The organism is Streptomonospora halophila, from assembly GCF_039542725.1.
Classification (GTDB): Bacteria; Actinomycetota; Actinomycetes; order Streptosporangiales; family Streptosporangiaceae; genus Streptomonospora; species Streptomonospora halophila.
The window spans coordinates 163,776-178,782 of record NZ_BAABIK010000002.1; the positions used below are offsets into that span (position 1 = coordinate 163,776).

The window sequence follows — 15,007 nt, forward strand, 5'->3', positions numbered from 1 at the left end:
CCGCGGCCCCGCTCTCCCGCGAGCCGCACCCTCCCGCGCACCCGCGGTCTGACCACCAGCATCGCCCGCCCCGGTGACATTCGGGCAAGTGCGGCCCCGGACCGCGGCGCGGTCCGGGGCCGGCGGCGTACATCGGCGCGGCCGGGCCTACTCCTCGGCGTGGCGCTCCAGGAAGGTGTAGACGTCGGTCTCGTCGACACCGGGGAAGGTGCCCGAGGGCAGCGCCGAGAGCACGTGGGAGTGGGCGCGCGCCGAAGGCCAGACGTGGCCCTCCCAGCGCGCCGCGAGGTCGCCGGGCGGCCGCACGCAGCACTCGCCGGTGGGGCAGTTGGACTTGGTGCGGTTGGTGGTCTCGCGCCCGCGGAACCAGCGCGACTCCTTGTAGGGCACGCCCAGGGTGATCGCGAAGTTGCGCTCGCGGCTGGGGTCGACGTGGGCCACGCACCAGTGGGTGCCGTTGGGTTTGTCGGTGTACTGGTAGTAGATCGAGTACCGGTCCGGCGAGGCGAAGACCTGGCGGCCCGACCAGTAGCGGCACATCCGCTGGCCCTCGATGGCGCCGGTGTCGTCGGTGGGGAAGATCAGCCCGTCGTTCTCGTAGGCCTTGTAGATGATCCCGGTCTCGTCGTTGCGGATGAAGTGGCAGACCAGGTCCAGGTGGCGGTTGGCCAGGTTGGTGAACCGGTGCGCGGCCATCTCGTAGGAGACCGAGTACACGTCGCGCAGGTCCTCCACCGACAGGTCGCGCGCCTTCTTGGCCCCCTGCAGGTAGGGCACCGCGGTGGCCTCGGGGATGAGCACGGCCGCGGCGAAGTAGTTCGCCTCCACCCGCTGGCGCAGGAAGTCGGCGAAGTCGCGCGGCTGCCCGTGGCCGAGCACGAAGTGGCCCAGCGTCTGCAGCAGGATCGTGCGCGGGCTGTGCATGCCCAGCGACTCCCGCTTGAGGTAGAGCCGCCGGTTGCGGGTGTCGGTGACCGAGCGCACGGAGCGGGGCAGGTCCTGCACGTAGCGCAGGGTGAAGCCGTGGTGGGTCACCATCGACAGGATCTGGCCCTGGGAGAGCGCGCCGCTGCTGTAGCCCACCGCGTCCAAAGTCTCCTGGGCGGCCTTCTCGATCGCCTCGAAGTAGTTGCCGCGCTCGCGCATCTGGCGCCGCAGGTCGGCGTTGGCCCTCCGCGCCTCCTCGGGGGTGGCGGTGGGCTTGATGCTGCGCCGCTTGAGCTCGTCGTAGAGCCCGACGATGTGTTCGAGCACGTCGTTGGGCACGCGCTTGCCGACCTTCAGGTGCGGCAGGCTCAGCGACTGGTAGACGGGGTCGCGCTGGGCTTCCTCGACCGCGATCTCCAGTTGCGCGCGCCGGCTCGGGGGCTGGCGCGAGAGCAGCTCCTCCACCGAGACCCCCAGCGCCTGTGACAGCGAGGTCAGCAGCGAGAGCTTGGGTTCGCGCTTGCCGTTCTCCAGCAGCGACAGCTGCGAGGGCGCCCGACCCACCCGCTCGCCCAGGTCGGAGAGGGTCAGGCCGCGCGTGCGGCGCAGATGCCGCAGTCTCTGCCCAAAGGTGACCAGATCCAGGTCGCCCGGCAAAGACGGTATTTCTTCAGTCCCGAAGTACGCCATGGGTTCATGGTAGGGAAAGATGTACAGATCTTCACCCCAGAAGGCCTCGAAAAACCCTGGATCTTTGCCAAGAATCGTAGTTACCGGCGGGGAACATAGCCGCGGCAGGGCGCAGAGCCCGTGCCCGGCCACCCCGGCCGACACGACTTCCAGGGGATACACGTAAGGCGGTGACAGGCCATGAGCATCAGCGGTCGTCAGCAGGAAGCGGCAGCGGCGCTCCGGCAGGAGTGGGAGACCGACCCGCGCTGGTCCGGCATCGAGCGCACCTACTCGGCCGAGGACGTGGTCCGGCTTCGCGGCTCGGTCACCGAGGAGCACACGCTGGCCCGCCTCGGCGCCGAGCGGCTGTGGAAGCTGCTGCACACCGAGGACTACGTCAACACGCTGGGCGCCCTGACCGGCAACCAGGCCGTCCAGCAGGTCCGCGCGGGGCTGAAGGCGATCTACCTCTCCGGATGGCAGGTCGCCGCCGACGCCAACCTGGCGGGCCACACCTACCCCGACCAGAGCCTGTACCCGGCCAACTCGGTGCCGCAGGTCGTCCGGCGCATCAACAACGCGCTGAAGCGGGCCGACGAGATCACCTGGTCCGAGGGCGACGAGGACGCGCCCTACTGGATGGCGCCGATCGTCGCCGACGCCGAGGCCGGCTTCGGCGGTGTCCTCAACGCCTTCGAGCTGATGAAGGGCATGATCGCCGCCGGCGCCGCGGGCGTGCACTGGGAGGACCAGCTCGCCTCCGAGAAGAAGTGCGGCCACCTGGGCGGCAAGGTGCTCATCCCCACCGGCCAGCACGTCCGCACGCTCAACGCCGCCCGGCTGGCCGCCGACGTCGCCGGGGTGCCGTCGCTGGTCATCGCGCGCACCGACGCCCAGGCCGCGACGCTGATCACCAGCGACGTCGACGAGCAGGACGCGCCGTTCATCACCGGCGAGCGCACCGCCGAGGGCTTCTACCGGGTCCGCAACGGGCTGGAGGCCTGCGTCGCCCGCGGCCTGGCCTACGCGCCCTACTCCGACCTGCTGTGGATGGAGACCTCCACGCCCGACCTTGAGGTGGCGCGCCAGTTCGCCGAGCGCATCAGGGCGCAGTACCCCGACCAGATGCTGGCCTACAACTGCTCGCCGTCGTTCAACTGGCGCCGCCACCTGGACGACTCCACCATCGCCAAGTTCCAGCGCGAGCTGGCCCACATGGGCTACAAGTTCCAGTTCATCACCCTGGCCGGGTTCCACTCGCTGAACCACTCGATGTTCGACCTGGCCAAGGGCTACGCCGAGGGCGGCATGAGCGCCTACGTCAAGCTCCAGGAGCGGGAGTTCGCCGCCGAGGAGCGCGGCTACACCGCCACCCGCCACCAGCGCGAGGTCGGCACCGGCTACTTCGACCTGGTCAGCACGGCGATCACGCCTGACGGCTCGACCACCGCTCTCACCGGCTCCACCGAAGAGGACCAGTTCTCAGCGGCTCACTGATCTGGTCCTCGTCCGCCGACGGCGGCCCGCCCCGCTTTCGTGGCTGGGGCGCGGCGGGTCCGCCGTCCCCTCCGCCGGCCCCGCGGCATCCGTGTCACCCGCGGGGCCGGCGGCTTCTTCCTGCGCGCCGCCGGAGCCGGATGCGGGGGTGCCCCCGCACGCGCCCCCGCCTGCATGCGGGCGGGCGCGCGGGGCGTGCGATCATCGGACCATGCCCGAGCCCACCTCCGACGAGCGCGACCGGCGGTTCACCGACGACGGCTCCGAGCCGCCGCCACCGCCGCCGGAGGCCCCGGCCCTGCTGGCGGCGGCCCCACTGACGCGGCGGATGCTGGCCGGCGAGGTCCTGCTGGTGCTGGCCCTTTCGCTGGCCGCCTCGGCGGTGGCAGCGCTGATCTCCTTCGTCGGCTCGCTGACGGCACCGGAGGAGCTCGCCCAGCAGACGGCCAGCCTGGTCGGCTCGCAGGCCTCGGCCGAGCGGCCCTGGCTGGACCTCTCCCGCCAGCTCGCCTCCCTGGTCTTCTCGCTGGCCCCGGTGGCACTGGTGGTCTACCTGCTGCACCGCAGCCGCGAGTCGGCGCGCACCATCGGCTTCGACGCCACCCGCCCGGGGCGCGACCTGCTCGGCGGCGCCGCCCTGGCCGCCGTGATCGGCGGCGGCGGGCTGGTGGTGTACCTGGTCTCCTACCAGCTCGGCCTGTCGGTGACCGTCGCGCCCAGCTCCCTCAACGAGCACTGGTGGGCGGTACCGGTGCTGCTCCTGCAGGCCGTCAAGAACGGCGTGCTGGAGGAGGTCATCGTGGTGGGCTACCTGATGCTGCGCCTGGACCGGCTGGGCTGGTCCCCGATGCGCGCGGCGGTGGCCAGTTCCCTGCTGCGCGCCTCATACCACATCTACCAGGGCGTGGGCATGTTCTTCGGCAACCTGGTGATGGGGCTGGTGTTCTGCTGGTTCTACCGCCGCTACGGCCGCGTGATGCCGCTGGTGGCCGCCCACTCGCTCATCGACATCGTGGCCTTCGTCGGCTCGGTCTACCTGATCGGCCACGTGGACTGGCTGCCGACCGGCTGAGCCGCGCGAGGCGGCGCGACGGCGGGGTTGGCGACGGCACCCGCTCCAGCGGCGCTTCCCGGCCCTCTCGGCGCCGGTTCTCACGGGACTCTCCCGATCCTGCTCCGCCGAGCGAACACCGAGCCCGGCGAAACGGGGCGATCCGCCCCTTCGCCTCCGCATCCCATCGGCGGGAGACCGGCGCGCGCTAGGGGCCGGGGCGCACGACCGTCCACACACACGACGCGCAGACGACGACCGAAAACGCGATGGCGCCCGCATGCAGCCAGACCGCGCCCTTCGAGTCGAGGATGTCGGCGTACTCGGGGTTCGCCGGATCGTAGGCCACGGTGACGTGCTGGCCGGTGTGTACCGTGCGGACCGCGCTCTTGATCTTGGGCCTCACCTCGACCGCGCGGCCGTCGACGGTCTCGAATCGGAAGGCGATGTCGATCGTCTTGTCCACGCCGGGACGCTCCGACGTCCGGACGACCCTGTTGCTCCGCTCCGCGGAGACGACCGTCCCGGGCACGCGGGTCCCGTTCCGGCGCAGCCGCAGGAGCGCCCGGAGGTTTCGCACCTCGAACACCGCCAGTGACGCGAAAGCCGCTGTCAAGAGAACGAGCCATCCCATGCGTGCCAAGCCACCCCTCTTCGCCTCCCGCCCGTTCGCCGAGCGCCCGGCGATCTGGCCGTCCGCGTCGGTACGGCAACTGCGCACAGCGTGCCAGCAAGGGCCGCGCGAGACAATGGGAGCGCTTCCATTCACCTACGGGGACGCACTGCGCCCGGCCGCGCGAACGCCTCCGCGGCCTACTCGGGCAGCGAGTCCTCCAGGTAGCGCGGGCGGCCCAGCAGGAGGCCGACCGCCAGGTTCGCGGTGACCATGACCGCGACCAGCAGCAGCGGGGCGTGCCAGCCGCCCGTCAGCTCGTGCAGCATGCCGAACAGGAACGGCCCCGCGCCGGCCATCAGGTAGCCGATGCTCTGGCTGGAAGCAGACATCGCGGCAGTGGCACCGGAGGTCCGTGTGCGCACCGCGAAGAACGTCAGCGCCAGCGTGAACGCGGCCATGCCGATCCCGATCAGCGTGGTCCACACCCAGGTCCCCTCCAGCGGGGACACCCACAGCCCCGTCAGCCCGGCGGCATAGCAGGCGAAGAAGACCGCGACGAACGCGCGGTGGTCGCGCACGCGCGCCATCAGCCCCGGCAGCACGAGGGACAGGGGGATCGCCAGCGCCGTGAGGTAGGACAGCATCAGCCCCGCCTCGGCCGCGCTCATGCCCTCGTCGCGCAGCATCTCGGCGTACCAGCCGAACATGATGTAGGCGACCGCCGACTGCGTGCCGAAGTACAGCACGCTCTGCCGGCCCATGGCCGTGCGCAGCACCCGGCCCAGCGCCACCGGGGTCGAGCCGGAGCTGCGCGGGGGCTCGTGGCGCAGCAGCGCCAGCCACGGGACCAGCGCCACCAGACCGAAGGCGCCGTAGACGCCCAGCGCCAGCCGCCAGCTGCCGCTCGCCTGCAGCACCGGCACGGTCGCCGCGGCCGCGACAGTGGTGCCCAGTGCAAGGAACGTGGTGTAGACGGTGGTCATCGCGCCCACGCGCTCGGGGAAGTGCTGCTTGACCAGCGTCGGCAGGAGCACGTTGCCCACGGCGCCGCCCGAGAGCGCCACCGCGCTCAGCGCCAGGAACGGCAACGGGGCGTCGACCAGCGTGCGGGTGGACAGGCCGAGGGTGAGCGCCAGCAGCGCGGCGGCCAGCAGGCGGTGCTCGCCGAGCCTGCGGATGAGCATGGGCGTCAGCGAGCCGAACAGCGCGAAGCACAGCACCGGTAGCGTCGTCAGTACGCCCGCCACGGCCGCGGACATGCCCAGGCCGCTGCTCACCTCGGTCAGCAGCGGGCCGACACTGGTGATGCCGGTACGCAGGTTCAGCGCGGCCAGCGCCACACCGGCGACGAGCAGCCACACGACGTGGCGGGGGCGTCGGCCGGCGGGCACGGAGGAGCCGCCTTCGCCCGCCGACTGCGCGGCGGTCTCAGCTGAGGCGCCGGACACGCTTGCCTCCAGGACATAGAGATGGGATCACAGGATCTACATCATGACCGTAACGCATTCGGCGCGAGTGCCGCCTAGCGGCCGGATCTGATCTAAGCTCCCGCCTAAAGCGCCCGCACATCCGACCGGCCATGCCGCCTGTGGCCGCCACCCGTAGGAGGTAATCGCGTGCCTCTCGCTTCGACGCGCCGCACCGGCCTCGTCGACCAGGTCATCAGCCAACTGCGCGCCCAGATCGACTCGGGCGAGTGGGGCATCGGCGACCGCATCCCCACCGAGTCCGAGCTCTCCGACCAGCTGGAGGTGGGACGCAACACAGTCAGAGAGGCGGTCCGCGCGCTGGCGCACGCCGGCCTGCTGGAGATCCGCCAGGGCGCGGGCACGTTCGTGCGGGCCTCCAGCGAGCTGGGCGGGGCGCTGCGCCGCAGGTTGGAGCGCTCCCGGCTGCGCGAGAACCTGGAGGTGCGGCGGGCACTGGAGATGGAGGCCGCCCGCCTGGCCGCAATGCGCCACACCGACCAGGACCTGGCCGACATCGAGCACGCCGTGGCGCTGCGCGACTCCGCCTGGAACGAGGGCGACATGGCCGCCTTCGTCGAGGCCGACTTCACGTTCCACCGCACGATCGTCAACGCCACGCACAACCCGCTGCTGGTCGACCTGTACGACGACATCGCCCAGGCGGTCTACGACAGCATCGCCCACACCGCCTACGGCCTGCCCGGCTCCGACTCCGAAGAGGGAAGCGCCGGCACCGGCATCGACCACAAGGGGCTGGCCGACGCCGTGCGCGAGGGCGATCCCGACCGTGCGCTGCGCGAGGCGGCCTGCTACCTGGACGAGCTGCTGTCCCTCGCGGGCGAGTGAAGGAGAAGGCTGGAGCCCACCCGCCACATCGCCTCCAGCAGCTCGGCGCGCGGCGGATCGCCGTCGCCGCTGAGCGCCTCGGCCATCAGCTCGCGGAACGCGCCCAGGGTGGCGGCCGCGGCCAGGCGGGGTGAGAACGAGCCGCCCAGCTCCCCCTCGCGCTGCGCCTTGGCGATGCTGCGCGCGGCGATGTCGACCTGGCGCGCCAGGCGCTCGGCGTCGGTCTGCGCCGCGGCGGGTTCGCGCAGCCGCCGCCCGATGATCATCCGGCCCAGCGGGGCGTCGCACAGGAAGTCGATCTCCCGGCCCAGGCGCGCGTGCTCGCGTTCGGGCCAGCTCAGCGAGTCGTCGAGCCGGGTGTTGAAGACCTCGGAGTCGTAGCCGTCGTAGAAGTCGTCGACGACCGCGGCCACGAGACCGTCCTTGCCCGCGTAGTAGCGGTAGAGCAGCCCGGCCGAGACACCGGTGCGGCGGGCGACCGCGGCCACTTCGAGCGTGCCGCCGCCCTCCAGGATCTCCGCGCGCGCACCGGCCAGCAGCCGCGCCCGGGTGGCCCGCCCGCGCGCCGAAACGGCGCCGCCGGCACCGACCGCGCCCGCGGCACGGTCGCCGCCCGCCTCCGAATCGTCGCTCATCGTGATTACCGGCTCCGTGGATCTACCCGAGGTTCTGCTGAGACCGCCGCACCAGTCTGCCGGTAGCGCGCGTCGTGCGGATGCGTGTAGCCGGATCCGGCCGCGCCCCTTCGGTTCACGCGCATCCGTACGAGGCGAGCGGAGCTTTCGCTCTGCTGCTCACCGGGCTCATCCGTCGCCGGGAGGGGCGAGGGCGGGGATGTACGGGCGCACCCGCGGCGCGCGCCGGAGCGGGCGGCGCCTGCCGTGCGGCGGGGACGGCAGGGGTTGCGGGGGCAGTGGCGGCAGCGTGTGGTTGGCCGCCTCTGGGTTGCCGCAGTAGCCGCAGGCCTCGCGCCCGGGTTCGTTGGCGCGGGTACACAGGCGGCAGTCCCACGCGGGTGTCCGCCGGTCGGTTCGTGCCGGTGTGTGCTGTTCCATGACTCACTCCGAGGGCATGCGCGGCGGCGGGACGCGGTCGGGCGGGAAGTCGAGCAGGCGCTCCATGCAGATGTGGGACTCCGAGCCGAGCGTGGGGGCGAACCGGCTGCCGGTGCGGTTGAGGTACGGGCGGAGGCTGGCGTAATAGGCGCCGAAACCGCCGTCGTCGTTCCGCGACGCCCAGACCCGGTACATGGAATTGACCCGGTTGAGGTCGATGAGTCGGATTTGTATTTCTCGAGGGAAGTCGGAGTAGTCGTCGGGTGCCATGGGGACTCCACGTGTGCACTGGGCTGTTGTTGACGCAACAACGATCCCCGCGCCTTGAAGCAGATCATAGGAAACGGACAGGTCCGGGAATTGATTGGGTCCACTTGTCCTTCGGATGTCCTGGCGGCGTGTCACTCTTGTCCCATGAACCGTGATGCATGGAGGCCGTTTGGTGAGGACCTGCGGGTTCGGCGGAAGGAGCTCGGGCTATCCGTTCAGGACGCAGCTCATGCGACAGGAGTTACGCCGTCGCTTGTCCGCAAGCAGGAGTCTGGCGAACGCAGCGTGTCCAAACCGTCCGCTGAGCTCCTCGACGAGCTGTACCGGGCGAATGGTTCCGTGCTGCGCTCATGGTCGGCCGTACTGAAGAACAGCGGAAACCCCGAATGGTGGAGAAAGGTCGAGGAGTCGGAGAAGCGCGCTGCGGAGATCCGCATGTCCCATCCGACGCTCATACCGGGAGCACTTCAGACCGAGGCGTACACGACAGAGATATTCCGAATCCTCGCACCGTTGGATAGCCCGGAGACCCAGCGGGAGCACGTCCTGCGCAAGACGAAGCGAGCCGCTCAGATGATCTCGGCGCGGCTGCCCCGCCTTTGGGCCGTGTTGCCCGAAATAGTGATCACGCGACCGACCGGCGGAGCCGAGGTGATGTCCGAGCAATGCGGTCGTCTGCTCGACCTGATCGACCAGGATCGCGTACGGATCCAGGTGATCGGCGAATCGATTCCCGTCCAGCCGGGCGCCGGGGGCCCCTACAGGATCCTCGGATTCACGTCGCATCGATCGGTCCTCTGGGTGGAGCACTCCAGCGGTGCAGTGATCATCGACGATCAGGCCGAGATCCGACGGCACGAAATCCTGTTCGGTGAGCTACAAGGATGGGCGTACTCTCCGATGGACAGTCGAGAGGTGATCAGGGAAGCGAGAGAGCGACATGGACAGGCAATGGCGTAAGTCCACCTACAGCGGCGTCCGGAACGAGTGTGTCGAGGCACGCGTATCCAATGGAGAACACTCCGCCCAGGTCAGAGACACCCAGCACCGCGACCACGGGCACCTGACCTTCCCCCCTCATGAATGGGCCGCCTTCGTCGGCGAACTCCACTCCCTCTGACCGTCCCCCCTCGCGCCGTCCGCCCTCGCGCCGGCCGGCACCCGCCAGCGCCCCCGGCACCTCTCTGCCGGGGGCGTTCTCCTGCCGAGGCCTTTCCCTTCTGTTCGGCGGTCTCCGCCCGCTTCTGCCAACCTCCGCGGTTCCGGCGTCCCGGATCTGCTCCGCAGGGCCGTGCCATGAGCTCGATCCTGCGAGGAGGGCACGGCACGGTGCGGGTGTATGTCGCGGTGTTCGGCCACGGGCTGGCCGCTTCTCGGAGTACCGCGCGGCCACGGCCGCCGGGGTCTTCACCAACAGCGTCTTCGGCGCGATCAACGCCATGGTGCGGCTGGCCGTCTTCGCCGCCCAGCCGCGCATCAACGGCTACACCGCCGCCGACGAAGTCACCCAGGTCTATGACGCCCAGGCGCTCATCGGCCCCACCGCGATCATGGGCCCGCCGTGACTACCGCGGGCGAGGCCGAGGGGCTGGCAAGACCTTCACCGTGGCCGAAGGCCGCTGCTGCGCCGCAGCCGGCGCCGCCGATCGAGGTGGACGGCGTGCGAACGGCGGCTGTCGAGGGACCGCGCCAGTGGCTTGAGCTGCACGGGAACCCCGCGAACGTGATCGCCGCGGTCACGCCGATACCGGGTCGCCGGCATCACGCTGCGCGAACCCGGCATCGAGGAGGTGTTTCGGCGAATCTACTCCGGAGCGTGACGGCGACGGTGTGTCACGGAGACTTCACCACAGCGTGACCATAACCTCGTCCTGCGGCCATACCGGGACCGGAGCATCACCTGCGGACATACCGCCCAACCGCAGCACGACCCTGCTGGAGGTCAGCCTTGTCCGTCACCACGAGACACCTTATCGCCACCTCCGCATCGCATTCTGCCCGGTCGCGCATGGCGCGCCGGCGCTTCCTGGGCATCGGCTCGGCCTCGGCCGCCGCCGTCGCGCTGGGCACCGGAGTGTTCTCCGCCACCGCCTCGGCCCAGTCGGCCGAACCGAAGGGCGACTACCCGTTCACCCTCGGCGTCGCCTCCGGCGAGCCCGCCGAGGACGGCGTCGTGCTGTGGACCCGCCTGGCGCCCGACCCGCTGGCCGCCGACGGCAAGGGCGGCATGCCGCCGCGCGAGATCACCGTCGAGTACCAGGTGGCGCTGGACTCCCGCTTCCGCCGGATCGTCCACCGCGGCAGCGCCGTCGCCGGACCCGAGCTCGGCCACTCGGTGCATCCCGAGGTCTCCGGCCTGTCACCGGGCCGGGAGTACTACTACCGCTTCCGCGCGATGGGCGACATCAGCCCGGTCGGTACGACCCGCACCGCTCCCCCGGCGTCCTCGATGGCCGGCTCCCTGTCCTTCGCGTTCGTCTCGTGCCAGAAGTGGGACCACGGCCACTACACCGCCTACAAGCACCTGGCCGAGGAGGATCTGGACCTGGTGCTGCACCTGGGCGACTACATCTACGAGTACCCCATCGAGGGCGACCTGCGCGGCGGCGTCCCCGACCACCTGCTCGTCGAGACCACCCGGCTGGAGCACTACCGGGTGCGCTACGCCCTCTACAAGTCCGACGAGCACCTGCAGAACGCCCACGGCCGCTTCCCCTGGCTGGTCACCCCGGACGACCACGAGGTCGACAACAACTGGGCCGACGAGCTCTCCCAGGACGACGACCCGCCCGCAAAGTTCCTGAGCCGGCGCGCCGAGGCCTTCCAGGCCTACTACGAGAACATGCCGCTGCGGCGCACCTCGATGCCCGCGGGCCCCGACATGGGCCTGCACCGCCGCATCGGCTACGGCCGCCTGGCCGACTTCACCATGCTCGACACCCGCCAGTACCGCGACAATCAGGCCTGCAGCGGACGGCTGGAGGAGGACTGCGACGCGCGTTTCGACCCCTCCCGCAGCATCCTCGGCGAGCGCCAGCGCGACTGGCTGCTCAACGGCTTCGGCGACTCGCCCGCGCGCTGGCAGGTGCTGGGCAACCAGTCGCCCATGACCCAGACCGACAACACCCCGGGCTCGGGCACCAGCGTCTGGATGGACCCCTGGGACGGCTACGCCGCCGACCGCGAGCGGGTGCTCGACGCCGCGACCCAGCGGGGCGTGCGCAACCTGGTGGTGGTCACCGGCGACCGGCACCAGAACTATGCGGCCGACCTGAAGGCCGACTACCGCGACGAGAACGCGCCGACCGTGGCCACCGAGTTCGTGGGCACGTCGGTCTCGACCAACGGCGACGGCGAGGACCTCGGCGCCGACGGGCAGCGCTTCCTGGAGGCCAACCCCCACTTCGCCTTCGTCAACGAGCAGCGGGGCTACGTGCGCTGCACCCTCACGCCCGAGCAGTGGCAGACCGACTTCCGGGTGGTGCCCTACGTGACCCGCCCGGGCGCACCCGTGTCGACCCGGGCGAGCTTCGTGGTCGAGGACGGCGCCCCGGGTGTGACGGCGAAGCCGTGATCCCCCGCGGTGCGCCGCGCCGACTGCGCGCCGCCGAAGGCCCCCAGCGCCCGCCGCGCGTCCGGCGGAGGCCCCGGCGGCGCGTGGCGAGCCCGGGTGAGGCGAGGGGGCGGCGCCCGGCTCGCGGGGCGGGGGTCCGCTCCGGCGGGCGCGGTGGTCAGCCCGCCCGCTCGGCTGAGCGGGCGGCCGGGGCCGCGGGCGCGCCCTCCCAGCCGGCCACGCGCGAGGGGTCCAGGTTGAGCAGGTCCAGCGTGCTCGCGCCGGCGGACAGCGCGTCGACCATCCGCTGCTCGGCGGCGACCGCCTCGACCGTGTCGGCGACGATGGCCGTGGCCCGCCCGCGCGGCAGGCACACGGTGCCGTCGTCGTCGGCCACGATCCAGTCGCCGCGGCGAACGGGCACGGGCGCGCGGCCGTCGTCGAGCCGGACCTCCCGCCCGACCTCGCCGCCGGCCTCGTGGCCGGGCGCGCGCACCGATACGCCCGCGCTGACCACGGGGACTCCGGAGCGGGCGATGGCGGCGACGTCGCTGACGCAGCCGTCGACGACGATGCCGCTGATGCGGCGCATGCGGGCCGCCACCGCCAGGATCTCGTCGACGTAGCCGTATTCGGGCTCGCCGGAGACGTCCACCACCAGGGCGGTCTCCGGTGCGGCCTGGGCGACGGCCACGTGCAGGGCGAGGTTGTCGCCGGGCGCGCAGCGCACCGGGAGCGCCGTGGCGGCGAAGGACGCCCCGGGCCAGACCGCGAAGAGGTGGGCCCCCAGCGGTCGGGCACCGCACCGTGTCAGCGCGGCAGTGCCCATCGCAGTCATGGTGTCCGCAAGCGCCACGTCAGCCTCCCATTGCAAGCGCGCCTCGCGGGCCGCTGCGCCTCATCGCACCCGGCGGGGCCCGTCCCCGGCCGCGGGCGGCGCTGCCTGGGAGAGCCGGGGCTCTCCCCTGCGACCCGACTGCTCTTATACTCATGGGTAACTTAACCGGCACGCAAGACGTGTGAAGCGGAAAATACAAAAATGCGCTACCGGCGGTTACACCCTCCGACCTCCACCGGCGGGCGCGCTCAGGCCTGCCACGGCGTCGAGAGCGGCGCGTGCCGCCCCCGCGTCGTGCACGCGGAAGACCCGCGCGTCCTGCCATGCCGAGACCGCCAGCGCCGCCAGCGTGCCCGGCCCCCGCTGCTCCACGGGCGCGTCCAGGGTCTCGCCGATGAAGTCCTTGTTGGAGACCGCGACCAGGACGGGCCACCCGGTGGCGGCCAGCTCGCCCATGCGCCGGGTCAGCTCCAGCGAGTGGTAGGTGTTCTTGCCGAAGTCGTGGGTGGGGTCGATCAGCACCCGGTCGGGGCGCACGCCCAGCGCGACGGCGCGGCGCGCCAGGCCCGTGACGGTCTCCAGGACGTCGGCGACCACGTCGGCGTAGTGCACGCGGTGCGGGTCGGTGCGCGGCGCCAGGCCGCCGGTGTGGCTGCACACCAGCCCGGCCCCGGCCTCGGCCGCCACTCGCGCCAGGTCGGGATCGGCGCCGGCCCAGGTGTCGTTGACCAGGTCGGCGCCCGCCTCGGCGCAGGCGCGGCCCACCTCGGCGCGCCAGGTGTCCACCGAGATCACCACCTCGGGGTGGCGTGCGCGCAACTCGGCCACGAACGGGGCGGTGCGCTCGATCTCCTCGGCGGCGCCGACGTGGGCGCCGCGGCCGGCCTTGACGCCGCCGACGTCGACGATGTCGGCGCCGCTCGCCACGGCGGCGTCGGCCGCGGCGAGCGCGGCGCCCCAGTCGTAGGTGGCGCCGCGGTCGTAGAAGGAGTCGGGGGTGCGGTTGATTACCGCCATCACCGCGTGGCTGCCGGGGCCGAACTCGCGTCCGCGCAGACGCAGCACCCCTCCCGGCGCCGCCTCGTCGCTCATCGCCCCCCGCTGCTGCCCGTGTGCCCGTGTACCGGTGCGCCCGCCGGCCGCACCGCCGCCCCTGCGGCGCGGGCGCGTCCCCGCCGCGAAGCCGCTCGCGGCGGGGACGACCGAAATCCGCGCCCGGGGCCGGAGCGCTCAGGCGGCCGGTGCGGCGTCGCCGCCGTAGCGCTCCTTGGTCACCGCGAGATGCTCCCAGGTCTCGACGTAGGTGACGTCCGAGCAGGCGCGTACGGCCTCCAGGGCCTCCACCAGCGCGGGGCGGTCGGCGGCGCTGGCCGAGCCGATGACGTCGTAGCGCCCGAAACCCGTCGCGAGGAAGGAGACCCCTGACAGGCTACCGAGCCGTGCCGCCACCGCGCCCGAATCGCCGCGGCAGCGCAGGCCGAAGCCCACCTGCTCGCTGGCGCCCACCGCGGCCGGTTCGGCGATGGCGGTGACATGGATGACGCCGGCCTCGATCAGCCGCACCACGCGCGAGCGCGCGGCCGCCTGCGAGAGGCCGACCCTGCGGGCCAGCTCCGCGTAGGACGCGCGCCCGTCGCGCTGGAGGTGGCGGACCAGCCGCCAGTCCAACGGGTCGATCGCCACGTCGCGCAGCTCGCGCACGCTGCTGTAGGCGTCCTTGGCGATCTGCCCGCCGCGGAAGGCCTCGGCCCCGGTGACCCCGCTCAGCGAGCGGAGCGCCCCCAGCTCCTTGGCCAGCGCCTCGTCGTCGCGAACCCGGACGTGGGCCACCACCGGGAAGCGCCCGGCGGTCTGCGCGGCGAAGACCACGGCCTCGCGCTCGGCCAGCTCCTCCAGCAAGGGGCCCACGGGGCCCGAGACGCGGAAGGATACGTGTGCGAACACCTCCATCCCCAATACACCGGCGTGCAGCACTCCCACGATCCGGATGGCGCCCGCGCCGACCAGCTGCTTGACGCGCGCCCGCACCGCTGTCCGGGACAGCCCCACTCCGTCGGCGAGTGCCTGGTATGTCGCTCTTCCGTCCCCCTGCAGCGCTCTGATCAGCGCCGCGTCGACCGCATCGAGCACGATTGCATGCCTTTCCCTCACATGACGGCGCCCCTTCCCCCCGGGCGCCGCCCCCTCCTGCGGCCAGATCATGGCAGTTGTTG

At 71.9% G+C, this 15,007-nt stretch carries 14 protein-coding genes and 1 pseudogene; 7 read left to right on the plus strand and 8 right to left on the minus strand.

The genetic code is table 11. From position 1 onward, the window contains the following. Positions 1-147 precede the first annotated feature (147 nt). Positions 148-1,584 (minus strand): helix-turn-helix domain-containing protein, encoded by a 1,437-nt coding sequence (locus ABEA15_RS02940; protein WP_344145180.1) that lies wholly within the window; start codon positions 1,582-1,584, stop codon positions 148-150. Between the two features lie 213 nt (positions 1,585-1,797). Here ABEA15_RS02940 and aceA point away from each other — a divergent pair, with 213 nt between their 5' ends. Together aceA and ABEA15_RS02950 are read left to right on the plus strand one after the other, a co-directional pair. After that, positions 1,798-3,096 carry an isocitrate lyase gene (aceA, locus tag ABEA15_RS02945; protein ID WP_345555370.1) on the plus strand — a complete coding sequence of 433 codons (1,299 nt, stop codon included), beginning with the start codon at positions 1,798-1,800 and terminating at the stop codon, positions 3,094-3,096. Between the two features lie 211 nt (positions 3,097-3,307). Beyond that, positions 3,308-4,168: a CPBP family intramembrane glutamic endopeptidase gene (locus ABEA15_RS02950; protein WP_386699674.1), complete on the plus strand. Its 861-nt coding sequence runs from the start codon at positions 3,308-3,310 to the stop codon at positions 4,166-4,168. Positions 4,169-4,355: 187 nt separating this feature from the next. Here the strand turns inward: ABEA15_RS02950 and ABEA15_RS02955 are convergent, their stop codons facing one another. Then, positions 4,356-4,781 carry a DUF3592 domain-containing protein gene (locus tag ABEA15_RS02955; RefSeq protein ID WP_345555371.1) on the minus strand — a complete coding sequence of 142 codons (426 nt, stop codon included), beginning with the start codon at positions 4,779-4,781 and terminating at the stop codon, positions 4,356-4,358. Between the two features lie 179 nt (positions 4,782-4,960). After that, positions 4,961-6,211 carry a CynX/NimT family MFS transporter gene (locus ABEA15_RS02960; protein WP_386699675.1) on the minus strand — a complete coding sequence of 417 codons (1,251 nt, stop codon included), beginning with the start codon at positions 6,209-6,211 and terminating at the stop codon, positions 4,961-4,963. Between the two features lie 168 nt (positions 6,212-6,379). Here ABEA15_RS02960 and ABEA15_RS02965 point away from each other — a divergent pair, with 168 nt between their 5' ends. Continuing rightward, positions 6,380-7,078 carry a FadR/GntR family transcriptional regulator gene (locus ABEA15_RS02965; protein ID WP_345555372.1) on the plus strand — a complete coding sequence of 233 codons (699 nt, stop codon included), beginning with the start codon at positions 6,380-6,382 and terminating at the stop codon, positions 7,076-7,078. On the opposite strand, the gene ABEA15_RS02970 is transcribed toward ABEA15_RS02965, so the two are convergent. Together ABEA15_RS02970 and ABEA15_RS02975 are read right to left on the minus strand one after the other, a co-directional pair. Then, positions 7,042-7,713, minus strand: coding sequence for a TetR/AcrR family transcriptional regulator (locus ABEA15_RS02970; RefSeq protein ID WP_345555373.1), 672 nt, complete (start codon positions 7,711-7,713; stop codon positions 7,042-7,044). The genes ABEA15_RS02965 and ABEA15_RS02970 overlap by 37 nt on opposite strands. Positions 7,714-8,136: 423 nt before the next feature. Further along, positions 8,137-8,403, minus strand: coding sequence for a hypothetical protein (locus tag ABEA15_RS02975; RefSeq protein ID WP_344145066.1), 267 nt, complete (start codon positions 8,401-8,403; stop codon positions 8,137-8,139). Between the two features lie 144 nt (positions 8,404-8,547). Between ABEA15_RS02975 and ABEA15_RS02980 the strand changes: the two genes are divergently transcribed. From ABEA15_RS02980 to ABEA15_RS02995, 4 genes and pseudogenes are all read left to right on the plus strand, one after another. Beyond that, the gene (locus tag ABEA15_RS02980) at positions 8,548-9,363 is read left to right on the plus strand and encodes a helix-turn-helix domain-containing protein (protein ID WP_345555374.1); all 816 of its coding nucleotides are present in this window, start codon (positions 8,548-8,550) and stop codon (positions 9,361-9,363) included. Then, complete coding sequence (locus ABEA15_RS02985; protein ID WP_345555375.1) at positions 9,344-9,523, plus strand: DUF397 domain-containing protein; 180 nt, start codon at positions 9,344-9,346, stop codon at positions 9,521-9,523. The genes ABEA15_RS02980 and ABEA15_RS02985 overlap by 20 nt, the downstream gene beginning before the upstream one ends. Before the next feature lie 209 nt (positions 9,524-9,732). Beyond that, a pseudogene (locus ABEA15_RS02990) lies at positions 9,733-9,962 on the plus strand (ABC transporter permease); the annotation flags it as partial. Positions 9,963-10,411: 449 nt separating this feature from the next. Next, positions 10,412-11,977 carry an alkaline phosphatase D family protein gene (locus ABEA15_RS02995; protein ID WP_345555376.1) on the plus strand — a complete coding sequence of 522 codons (1,566 nt, stop codon included), beginning with the start codon at positions 10,412-10,414 and terminating at the stop codon, positions 11,975-11,977. Between the two features lie 157 nt (positions 11,978-12,134). Here ABEA15_RS02995 and ABEA15_RS03000 read toward each other — a convergent pair whose 3' ends face one another. From ABEA15_RS03000 to ABEA15_RS03010, 3 genes are all read right to left on the minus strand, one after another. Beyond that, on the minus strand, positions 12,135-12,785 hold the full coding sequence (locus ABEA15_RS03000) for an RraA family protein (RefSeq protein WP_344145074.1): 651 nt from the start codon (positions 12,783-12,785) through the stop codon (positions 12,135-12,137). Positions 12,786-13,010: 225 nt separating this feature from the next. Next, positions 13,011-13,886: a dihydropteroate synthase gene (folP, locus tag ABEA15_RS03005; protein ID WP_344145076.1), complete on the minus strand. Its 876-nt coding sequence runs from the start codon at positions 13,884-13,886 to the stop codon at positions 13,011-13,013. 138 nt (positions 13,887-14,024) lie between these two features. Next, the gene (locus ABEA15_RS03010; RefSeq protein WP_344145078.1) at positions 14,025-14,924 is read right to left on the minus strand and encodes an Lrp/AsnC family transcriptional regulator; all 900 of its coding nucleotides are present in this window, start codon (positions 14,922-14,924) and stop codon (positions 14,025-14,027) included. Between the last annotated feature and the right edge of the window lie 83 nt (positions 14,925-15,007).